This window comes from Cupriavidus sp. R6-3, from assembly GCF_059772245.1.
The window spans coordinates 1-9167 of sequence record NZ_JCBAJO010000186.1 but is presented as its reverse complement, the minus strand read 5'-3'; the positions used below and the strand labels follow the sequence as shown (position 1 = coordinate 9167).

8 protein-coding genes are annotated in these 9167 nt (G+C 68.9%); 6 read left to right on the top strand and 2 right to left on the bottom strand.

What is annotated here, in order from left to right:
* The 6 genes from AC6EI8_RS20695 to AC6EI8_RS20670 form a co-directional block, all read left to right on the top strand.
* A partial coding sequence (locus AC6EI8_RS20695; RefSeq protein WP_498382747.1) for a type III secretion system protein SctK occupies positions 1 to 863 on the top strand: 863 nt, incomplete at its 5' end.
* Positions 845 to 1453: a type III secretion system stator protein SctL gene (sctL, locus tag AC6EI8_RS20690; RefSeq protein WP_023264256.1), complete on the top strand. Its 609-nt coding sequence runs from the start codon at positions 845 to 847 to the stop codon at positions 1451 to 1453. The genes AC6EI8_RS20695 and sctL, both read left to right, overlap by 19 nt.
* A gap of 55 nt (positions 1454 to 1508) precedes the next feature.
* The gene (locus AC6EI8_RS20685) at positions 1509 to 2945 is read left to right on the top strand and encodes a FliI/YscN family ATPase (protein WP_498382746.1); all 1437 of its coding nucleotides are present in this window, start codon (positions 1509 to 1511) and stop codon (positions 2943 to 2945) included.
* The gene (locus AC6EI8_RS20680; RefSeq protein ID WP_226105536.1) at positions 2942 to 3454 is read left to right on the top strand and encodes a type III secretion protein HrpD; all 513 of its coding nucleotides are present in this window, start codon (positions 2942 to 2944) and stop codon (positions 3452 to 3454) included. Before AC6EI8_RS20685 ends, AC6EI8_RS20680 begins: the two co-directional genes overlap by 4 nt.
* Complete coding sequence (sctT, locus tag AC6EI8_RS20675) at positions 3451 to 4248, top strand: type III secretion system export apparatus subunit SctT (RefSeq protein ID WP_226105538.1); 798 nt, start codon at positions 3451 to 3453, stop codon at positions 4246 to 4248. Before AC6EI8_RS20680 ends, sctT begins: the two co-directional genes overlap by 4 nt.
* Before the next feature lie 9 nt (positions 4249 to 4257).
* On the top strand, positions 4258 to 5292 hold the full coding sequence (locus tag AC6EI8_RS20670; protein ID WP_023264257.1) for an EscU/YscU/HrcU family type III secretion system export apparatus switch protein: 1035 nt from the start codon (positions 4258 to 4260) through the stop codon (positions 5290 to 5292).
* A 102-nt stretch (positions 5293 to 5394) separates the two neighbouring features.
* On the opposite strand, the gene AC6EI8_RS20665 is transcribed toward AC6EI8_RS20670, so the two are convergent.
* Both AC6EI8_RS20665 and AC6EI8_RS20660 read right to left on the bottom strand, forming a co-directional pair.
* Positions 5395 to 6447, bottom strand: coding sequence for a helix-turn-helix transcriptional regulator (locus AC6EI8_RS20665; protein WP_265634101.1), 1053 nt, complete (start codon positions 6445 to 6447; stop codon positions 5395 to 5397).
* Between the two features lie 494 nt (positions 6448 to 6941).
* Positions 6942 to 8234 carry an MFS transporter gene (locus AC6EI8_RS20660; protein ID WP_149318291.1) on the bottom strand — a complete coding sequence of 431 codons (1293 nt, stop codon included), beginning with the start codon at positions 8232 to 8234 and terminating at the stop codon, positions 6942 to 6944.
* Positions 8235 to 9167: the final 933 nt, after the last annotated feature.

Here is a 9167-nt window from a genome sequence, read left to right as displayed (position 1 = left end):
CCGCGCTGGCCGCGCCGGGTCTGCCGCATGCCGCGCATGCATCCTCGCATGTGCCCTCGCTTGCGCTGGCCCGGGCGGTCGCGGATTTTGCGCAGCGTCCGCTCGCGCACCAGCATCCGAGCTGGCTACCGCGCGAATGGCCGCTGCCGCTGCGCAGCGCTGACCGCTTCGGCGCGGCCGCTGCGCAGGTATTGGCCGGGCCGCTGGCGCTTGGCGGCGGCGACGAAAGAGCGCGCGCGCTGTTGCTGCAAACCTTGCTCGATGAGCGCGGCGATCCGCTGACGCGTCTGGTGCTGCTCGATCGCAGCGCACTGCGGCTGCTCGCCATCTGGTGCGGCATGGCCGTGCACAAGCCGGGCGTTGCCAGCGAACGCAGCCGTCTCGCGCAGCAGCTCGACGGCAGGCTGGGGGCGCTGGCCCAGCCGCTGATCGGCACCGTGCCCTACCGGCTGCGGCGCGCCGCGCGGCGCTTCGATCCGCAGGCGGTGGCCTTCATCCTGAAGCGCGTGCCCGACCTGCCGGACCTGCCGATGAATCTCGATCCCATCCGCGCCCGGCCATCGTCCGCCGCCCGCGTGATGGCCGAACGTGGCTACCGGCTGCTGTGCGGCCTGGTGCAGACGCTGCCGCCGACGCCGGGCGCGACACAAGGGGGCCCGGCACAAGGGGGCGCGGTACAAGGCGGTGCGGCCCAGGGCGATGTCGCCTCCGCGCTGTTGAATGCGGTACGCCGCAAGTTCCCGCGCCGGCTCGCCGCGCTGCCGGTGCCCGCGCTGAGCCGTCCGCAGGCCGCGCAGCTGCGCGAGCTGCTGCTGCTCAATCTGATTCCCGAACGGTTTCCGACATGGCACTGGCTTTTCTGATTACCAGCGAGAACCTGCAGCTGCTGTCCGAGCGCAAGGTCCTCAAGGAGGCGGAGTACGCGGCCCTGATGGACGCGGCCGAGGTCATCGAGGCCGCCCGCCGCGAGGCGCACCGCATCACCACCGACGCGCAGCGTGACGCCGAGCAGCGGCGCCAGCACGGCTACCGCGAGGGGTGGGCCAAGGCGCAGGCCGAACACGCCGCCGCCCAGGTCAGCGCCGCGGCCGAGGCCGAGCGCCAGCTCGGCGCGATGCGCAGAACCATGGCCAATATCGTGATGAAGGCGGTCCAGCAGATTGCCGGCGAACTCGATCCGGACATCATCCTCGAGGTCGCGCTGCAGCGGATCGACGTGCTGGTGCGCAGCGAGCCCTTCATCACCATCCAGATTCCGCTGGGCCGCGAGCAGGCGGTGCGCAACCTGCTCGACGCGATGGCAGAGACGCTGGACTGGCCGCGCCGCGCCAACGTCGTGGTCGAGCCGAGCCTGGAGCCCGACGCCTGCCGCATCCTGACCCCGTCCGGCACGATGGAGGTGGGGCTGCAGGCCCAGCTCGAAGCCTTTGCGCGCCGTGTGCAGGCGGGTTGATTCCCTGCCCATGCCCGACCGATCGCATCACGCCGCGTCTTTTATTCCCCGACCCATGGCCGACCCGCTCCCCACCTCCGACCTGAAGGCCGCGCTGCAGCACGCCGCGCTCGATCTCGAACGCGCCTTCGACCACTTCACGCCGGTGGCGATGCGCGGGCGCGTCTCGAAGGCGGTCGGCATGCTGATCAATGCGACCGGCATCCAGGCGCATGTCGGCGAGATCTGCCAGCTGGTCACGCCGGGCGAGCCGCCGCTGCTGGCCGAGGTGGTTGGCTTCGAGCAGCAGACCGCGCTGCTGACGCCGCTGGGGCGCACCACCGGTGTGTCGGCGGTGACCGAGGTCGTGCCACAGATGCATGGCTACCGTTGCCCGGCGGGCGCCGCGCTGCTCGGGCGCGTGCTCGACGCGCTGGGCAGCCCGATCGACGGCCGCGGTCCGCTGGTGGGCGTCAGCCAGGTGCCGGTCGAGAACGAGCCGCCCGATCCGCTGACCCGCGCGCTGATCCGCACGCCGCTGCCGACCGGCGTGCGCGCGATCGACGGCCTGCTGACGCTGGGCGAAGGCCAGCGCGTCGGCATCTTCGCGCCGCCGGGCGTGGGCAAGAGCACGCTGCTCGGCATGCTGGCGCGCGGCGCGCAGAGCGATGTCAACGTGGTGGCGCTGGTCGGCGAGCGCGGCCGCGAGGTGCGCGAATTCATCGAATACAGCCTCGGTGATGCGGGGCTGGCGCGCACGGTGCTGGTGGTCGCGACCTCGGACCGGGCGCCGATGGAGCGGGTCAAGTGCGCGTATACCGCGACCGCGATCGCCGAACACTTCCGCGACCAGGGCAAGCGCGTGCTGCTGCTGGTCGACTCGCTGACCCGGCTGGCGCGGGCGCAGCGCGAGATTGGCCTCGCCAGCGGCGAGCCGCCGACGCGCCGCAGCTATCCGCCATCGGTCTTCTCGATGCTGCCGCAATTGCTGGAGCGCGCCGGCACCGCCGCGCGCGGTTCGATCACGGCCGCCTACACTGTGCTGACCGAAGGCGAGGACGACAGCGATCCGATCGCCGAGGAGGTCCGCTCGATCCTCGACGGCCATATCGTGCTGTCGCGCAAGCTGGCCAGCGCCGGCCAGTATCCGGCGATCGACGTGCTGGCCAGCGTCAGCCGCGTGATGCCGCACGTGGTCGAGGACCAGCAGGCCCGCCACGCGGCCCGGCTGCGCGAGCTGCTGGCCAAGTACCGCGAGCTCGAGCTGCTGCTGCAGATCGGCGAGTACCGTCCCGGCGCCGATGCGGTGGCCGACGCCGCGGTGGCGTCGATCGGCCAGATCCGCGCCTTCCTGTCGCAACCGGCCGGCAGGCTCGACACCTACGAAACCACGCTGCGCACGTTGGAACGCGCGATCACGCCGCCGGCTCCGGCGGCGATGCCCGCGACGGCGGCCACGGCGACGATGGCCGCTGCAGGGCGCGCCGCCGCTCAGCAGGAGGCCAAACGATGAACGGCCAATCGACCACGGTACCGCTGCGCCAGCTCGAACGCGTGCGCGAACGCCGCCACGACGACGCGCATCGCGAGATGCGGCAGAAGCGCGATGCCTTCCTCGAAGGCATGCGGGCCGCCGAGGCGGCACAGGGCGCGGTACGCGCGGCGCTGTCGGAGCGCGCGGCCTTCCTGCAGCGCCTGCGCGAGAGCGCCGCGCATGAGGGGGTCGCGATCTCGGGGCTGCTCGATGCGCAGGCGTGGCAGGCGTCGTTCGACGCCCGCATCGCGCGCGCCAACGCCGCGCTGGCGCAGGCGCTGGATATCGCCGGCCAGCGTCGCGCCGAGTTCGAGCAGAGCCGTCGGCTGTGGGCCCAGGCGCAGGCTCGCCTGACCGGCACGCGCGAACTGATCGACCGCGAACAGGCCGCGGCACGCGCCGACATCGAGCGCCGCGAGGAAGAGGCCGCCGAGGAGGCCGCGCTGCGGGTCTGGCAGCGGGGCATGGGGGCAGGCATCAAGGCATGATCGACCCGGCGATGTTCTTCCAGTGGGGTCGCGAGACCGTGATGCCCATCCTGATGGTGATGCCGCGGCTGCTGACGGCCTTTACCGTGGTGCCGTTCCTGTCGCACCAGTCGATCCCGGGTGTCGCCCGCAACGGCATCGTGCTCGCGATTGCGCTGTTCGTCTCGCCGGGCGCCCGCGTGGACATCGACGCGGTGGCGGGTGGCCTCTGGCTGCTGCTGATCTTCAAGGAGGCTTTCATCGGCCTGCTGCTGGGCATGGCGTTCGGCCTGTTCTTCGTCGCGCTGCAGATGATCGGCGAGCTGATCGACTTCCAGACCGGCTCGGGCAACGCCACCTTCTTCGATCCGGTCACGCAGCAGGAGGACGGGCCGATGGAGAACCTGCTGTCCCATCTGGGCATCGCGCTGTTTGCCTCCTTCGGCGGCCTGTTCGCGATGACCGGCGTGATCGTTGAATCGTTTGCCTTCTGGCCGGTGATGTCCTTCGGCCCGGATGTGTCGCTGTCGTCGTTCCAGTTCGCCAATATCTATGCGGGCACGATGTTCTCGTGGGTCGTCAAGCTGGCGGCGCCGATCCTGCTGCTGCTGGTGATCGTCGAGTTGGGCTTCGCGCTGATCGCGCGCTTCGTGCCGCAGTTCGACGTGTTCCAGTTCGCGCAGCCGGTCAAGATCACGGTCGCGTTCCTGATGCTGGTGCTGATGCTGTCGGTGATGGTGGACACGCTGCAGGGTTTCCTGCGGCCGGACAACGCGCTGATCGACCTGCTGCGCGGACGCGCGGGCGTCCAGTGAGGCCGCGCCATGGCCGATAGCGAAAAGAACCTCGAAGCGACACGGCGCAAGCTCGACGACGCGCGCAAGCGCGGCGAGGTGCCGCGCAGCAGCGATGTCACCTCGGCCTTCGTCTTTCTCGGGGTGCTGATCGCGCTATGGCTGCTCGGCCGCTATTTCGTGCGGCTGTTCCAGGCGCTGTGGCTGAGCGCGATGGGCGCGATCGACCAGCATCTCGCCGACCAGCAGATGCTGGCGCTTGGCGAGGCCGGGGCGCGCTTCCTGCTGATGGGCGTGCTGCCGATCGCGGCGATCGCGCTGGTCTGCGGCATCGTCGGCGCCTTCGTGCAGGTCGGGCCGCTGGTCGCGTTCGAGCAGATCAAGCCGCAACTGGCGCGCCTGAATCCGGCCGAGGGGCTCAAGCGGATGTTCGCCGTGCGCAATCTGGTCAATCTGCTGAAGACGGTGATCAAGATCGCGCTGCTCGGCGGGCTGATCTATGTGCTGGCGCTGCGCGCGATCGAGGACGGCGTACGCACCGGCTATGCGCGGCCGGCGGAGATCCTGCTGCTGATCGCCCATATCCTGCTGATGATGTGCTGCTGGGCCGCGGTGATCTACCTGATCATGGCGGTGATCGACTACGTGCACGAGCGCTACGAGTTCATGAAGCGCCAGCGCATGAGCGTGGAGGAGTACCGGCGCGAGTACAAGGACACGCAGGGCGACCCGATGATCGCCGGACGCCGCCGCGCCGCGTTCTTCGAGGCGGCGTTCTTCGGCGTCGGCGAGCGGGTGCGGGTGTCCACCGCGGTCGTGTATTCCACGCAGTACGCGGTGGCCTTGCGCTACGACGGGCCCGGCACGCTGCCCAAGGTGGTGGCCAAGGGCGGCGGCCAGGTTGCGGCCCGCATCCGCCAGGCCGCGGCCGACTACCTGATCCCGTCGGCCTTCGATTCGGACCTGGCGCAGCGGCTCTATCTGACGGTGCCGCTGGACCGCTTCATCGATCGCTCGCTGTTCGAACGGGTGGCGGACCTGATGCGTTGGGCGAAGGGCGGCTAAGGGCAGGGCTGCAGAAGGCTCAGGGCGATGAAGGGCGGAGGATGGCATCCACTCACCGCGCGCCTCGCCATCAGCGCATCAGCGCATCAGCCCCTCAGCCCCTCAGCCGTCAAGAAACGCCTCTTCCGCGCAATACCGCGCCGCCGTCCGTTCGCGAAGGCCGCCGCCACTGCGTTCCATCCGCTCCGCCCGATCCATCCTTTCCACCGCCGTGGCGATCAAGGTTGGATCCTGCATCGTGGCCGCATGCGCCAGCTGCACGCGATTGCGCACGCCGAAATGGCTGCGCAGCCGGCGCATGTGGTAGTCGACGTTGAAGATCGACATCTCCATGCGGTTGGCGATCTGCTTGTCGGACAGCCCCTGCGCCAGGCAGGCGAGGATGTCGCGCTGGACCTCGGACAGGCCGTCGCGCTGCGTGCCGCCCAGCGCCGGGATATCGGCGTGGCAGGTCAGGAATTCGTGCAGCGCGAAGCCGACCGTCAGCGCCTGGCCGATCACCGGGTCGCCGATCCAGCGGCGGCTTTCGATGCCGGAGGCGAAGCTGATCGCGACGAAGTCGCTGGTGCCCGGCATCGGCAGGTTCAGAAACACGCCGCTGCGGATGCCGGCGTCGCGCAGGTCGTCGAGGAAGCGGCGCAGCCGCAGCGCCTGCGTGCCGCCCGAGGTGCTGCGCTCCAGGTCGCTGACGTCCCACACCAGCGGCAGCCCGTAAGTACCCGGGCGCGGCTGGCGCGGATCGACCTCGTAATAGCGCTCGCGCAGGTAGTAATCGCGCCAGCCCGGATGCGAATAGGTATCGAGGAAGGTGCGCATCTGCACCTGCCCGCCCACGGTGGTGGCGGTGCCATAGCCGAGCCAGTCGAAACCGATCCCCCGGATCGCCGACTGCATCAGCGCGGTGCGCGATTCATGCGAGCTTTCGCGCAGCATCGCCTCGACCAGTCCCGGCATGCCGCCCTGGCGCGTGCGCCGCTGGACGGGAACGATATGCCGTTCGCCGAATACCTTGATGCCGTGGGGGCCCACCACGGGCGGCAGGCCACGTGGACCGCGGGCCGACGTGCCGCCGCTTGTGGCGCGCGGCAGGTCGGCACTCAGGGTCCGCGACAGGCTGGTGTCGCGGCCCAGGCCGGCTTCCACTTCTTTTTCCATCGATCGCCTCCGACAAATGCGTATGGCCGCCGCGTTGACGCGGCAGCGTGAAGGCTTGCCTCGGCCCGATCCGCGAGCGACATGGCACTCGCTGGCCCGGCCTTCAGGCGAAGCCCAACATACTGCTGACCCATTCCCGTCGGAAAACCCGGATGGCGCCGCGGTGCGGCGTGCCCGGTGTTGTGCGTGCCGTGCGTTGCGCGGCCGCTATCGCTATCGCTATCGATGCTGTGGTGGTGCGATACCGTGATGGCGCCATCGCTGGCTGCTGCCATCCGGCGCCGGCCAAATTATTGCAAGGCAAGATGTCACGACATCGAGCGCGCATTCCAACCGTGCGATGCGGGGCCGCATTGCCATCCGCCGCGATGCCCGCGGGCCGCGACGCGGCAAGGCCTGCGGCCGGTTGATGCGATGCGGCGATGATGTTGTATATCCGCCACTTTCCTTAAGTCTTGAAGGGTTATCGCCGCCGGCATGGATTGCCTGTTCCCTCATGCTTCGAGCGTCTTGCCGCGCGTTTCCGGCAGCGTCAGCGCGGCGATGATCAGCACGCCATAGGCGCCGGCGGCGAACACGCCGATGGTCTGTCCCAGCGGCATGGTCTGGCTGACATGGCCGATCAGGAAGGGGAACAGCGCCCCGATGGCGCGGCCCACGTTGTAGCAGAAGCCCTGGCCGGAGCCGCGCACGCTGGTGGGGAACAGCTCGGTCAGGAACGCGCCCATGCCGGCGAAGATGCCGGAAGCGAAGAAGCCCAGCGGGAAACCGAGGATCAGCATCACCGTGTCGTTGACCGGGATCTGCGTGTAGATCAGCGCGATCGCCATCGAGCACAGTGCGAACAGCATGAAATTGCGCTTGCGGCCGATGCGGTCGGTCAGGTACGCGCTGGTGATATAGCCCAGATACGAGCCGACGATCACCATCGCCAGATAGCCGCCGGTGCCGAGCACGGTGAGTCCGCGCTCGGTTTTCAGGAAGGTCGGCAGCCAGGTCGTGATCGCGTAGTAGCCGCCCTGGGCGCCCGTGGTCAGCAGCGCGGCGCGCAGCGTGATGGTCAGCAGCTTCGGCGAGAAGATCGCGGCGAACGAGGTCTTCTCGGCGGAGGCGGCTTCCCTGGCCTTGTGCTCGGCATAGACCTCGGGCTCCTTGACCAGCCGCCGCAGGAAGATCACGAACACCGCCGGCAGCAGGCCGATCAGGAACAGCGCGCGCCAGGCGGTTTCAGGCGGCAGGATGCTGAACACCAGCGCATACAGCAGCGCGGACATGCCCCAGCCCAGCGCCCATCCGGCCTGCACCATGCCGACCGCCTTGCCGCGGTCCTGCGAGCGGATCGCCTCGCCCATCAGTACCGCACCCGCGGTCCATTCGCCGCCGAAGCCGAAGCCCATCAGCGCGCGGGCGATCAGCAGCTGCTCGTAGTTCTGTGCCAGGCCACACAGGAAGGTGAAGAAGGCAAACCAGACGATGGTCAGCTGCAGCGTACGCACGCGGCCGATGCGATCGGACAGGATGCCGGCGATCCAGCCGCCCGCGGCCGAGGTCAGCAGCGTGGCGGTGCCGATGAAGCCGGCGTCGCCGCGCGTGATGCCCCATGTCGCGATCAGCGTCGGAATGACGAAGCTGAGGAACTGCGTGTCCATCGCGTCGAGCGCGTAGCCGACCTTGCAGCTCCAGAACGTGCGGCGCTCGCCCGGCGTGATATCGCGATACCAGGCAAAGAGGCCGGTCGACGGTCGGCTTTGCTGCTCCCCCTGGATGCTGCCAATCTGCGTCTCCATGCGTTCCTCGTCGTGGTGTCTCGTCGCGGTGCGTCGGTACAGGCTTGATCCGGGCCAGAACGCGTGTCCCCAATTGCAGGCGGATTGCGTGCAAATCGGGCCATCGCGGCAAATCTCGGCAATGCGCATCGGCAATGCGCGGCAAAGCTCGGCAGATTGGGGCGGGCTGGCACCGCTGGTGCTGCCGGCCGGTCGACGATCGTCGTCGCTGTTCTGGTTCCCGCGCACTGGCGGCCGCGATGGCACGGCGGTGTGCCGATGCGCGCCTGGAGAGTCGGCGCGCGATCGCGGTGGCCCGCGGCGATGTCGCTTGACTCGCGGCGGTCTGCGGGAACCTGTCATGCATCGATGGACGTCCCCCGGCATCTGCATTCTTCAAATTAGCCGGGCGCCTCGTCCAACTATTTTTTAGCTTGGGTCCTCATAAGAAAAAATTGAGATCACCACTAAATCTCAGTCAATACGCGGGCCCCGGCCTGATCTGGCATTCCCGCGCTCCAGGGGCGATATCGGGTTTTCCCCGATGACGCGATGTCGCCAAATGGCGATGCCGCACGCCTCCCAACGTCTTTACCGCCCACCCTCCGTTCGCCCATCGCTTGGCCCGTCGTTCGGCGCGTCGTTCGGCCCGTCGGTTCGGCTCATCGAAAGCAACGCGTAAGCATACGGCGCGCCAGTGACAAGCGGGGCAGGGGATGCGCTACGGAGACTCGTAGGGATATCGCTGTGCAGCGCAGCAGCGGCGGCGCTTTGCACCACGAGGGTTCGTGTCGTCACGGGGCCTTCATCGACGAGCGGTCTGATGGCGGCGCCCCGGGTCAGGGCGCGCCCGCATCGGCATGGTGCCTCGCCCGGCCTTCCTTGCGAGGTCACGATGAGCTATCCCGCCGATCTGTCAGGTCCCTCGATGCTGCGCCCGGTCATGGTCCCGCC